Origin of the sequence: Liquorilactobacillus sicerae (assembly GCF_029916425.1) — a bacterium.
Taxonomy (GTDB): Bacteria; Bacillota; Bacilli; order Lactobacillales; family Lactobacillaceae; genus Liquorilactobacillus; species Liquorilactobacillus sicerae.
This window is the reverse complement of record NZ_JAHAVQ010000354.1, coordinates 1-393: the sequence shown is the minus strand read 5'-3', so window position 1 is coordinate 393 and position 393 is coordinate 1. Positions and strand designations below refer to the sequence as shown.

Genomic DNA, 393 nt, shown 5'->3' with positions numbered 1-393 from the left:
GGTAGGCAGAAGGGGCACTGGTAAGAGCACATTTCTTGAAAGTATAAAAAAGCAATTTCAAAATGAAGAAAATGTTTTTATGATTAAACAGTTCCAGTCGGCTAGTGAAACTGATGATTATTTGAGTGAACAACAAAATAGAATTGGAAATTTATGTATTGAAAATTGGGTTAATAAATACGAAGTTGAATTATATCAAATTAAAAATCATTATCAAAAAACCTTCATAAGGAAGAGCTGAACAATTATATAGAACAGTTAAAAGAATATGGAAATCAAACTGTTACAAATGGCGAAGCCAGCAAAGTTAAAATTTTCAAAGAAAATGTATATGAAATATTTGAACATCAACAATTAAAAAAAGGTGAAAATGAATTATTAGATGTAATTAAT

General features: G+C 27.0%; 1 pseudogene. It reads left to right on the top strand.

Annotated elements, in window-relative coordinates:
• Nucleotides 1-241: pseudogene (locus tag KH893_RS12805) on the top strand (hypothetical protein); the annotation flags it as partial.
• Nucleotides 242-393 lie beyond the last annotated feature (152 nt).